This window comes from Streptomyces sp. Act143 (assembly GCF_003143935.1).
Classification (GTDB): domain Bacteria; phylum Actinomycetota; class Actinomycetes; order Streptomycetales; family Streptomycetaceae; genus Streptomyces.
On record NZ_QFRX01000001.1, the window covers coordinates 1983792 to 1984310 of the forward strand.

General features: G+C 67.8%; 2 pseudogenes. Both read right to left on the reverse strand.

Annotated elements, in window-relative coordinates:
• Nucleotides 1-257: pseudogene (locus DI272_RS45175) on the reverse strand (sugar phosphate isomerase/epimerase); the annotation flags it as partial.
• A gap of 16 nt (nucleotides 258-273) precedes the next feature.
• Nucleotides 274-519, reverse strand: a pseudogene (locus tag DI272_RS08865) (gfo/Idh/MocA family oxidoreductase); the annotation flags it as partial.

The window sequence follows — 519 nt, forward strand, 5'->3', positions numbered from 1 at the left end:
TCGTCGATGATGGCGTCGCAGACGGCCTGGCCGACCAGGTGGTTGGAGACCGCCCAGCACTTCAGGCCGTACTTCTCCAGCAGTTGGCGGCGGGACTTGACATAGCCCGGATCGGCCAGGGCCTTGTCGACCTCGAAATGGTCGCCCCAGCAGGCGAGTTCCAGACCGTCGAAGCCGAAGTCACGGGCCAGACGGCACACTTCCTCCAGCGGCAGATCGGCCCACTGGCCGGTGAAGAGCGTGAACGGGCGCGGCATCTGTAGCAAGCCCTCCTCAGACGGCGATCGGCGTGTAGACGGCGTTCTTCTCGGCGCTCTCCTCCACCGCGGCGAGCACCCGCTGCACCTGCAGCCCGTCGGCGAACGACGGCTCGGCACGCCGCCCCTCGGCGACGGCATGGACGAGATCACGGGCCTGGTGCACGAAACTGTGCTCATAGCCCAGACCGTGCCCCGGCGGCCACCAGCCCTCCAGATACGGGTGATCGGGCTCGGTGACGAGGATCCGACGGAAACCGGC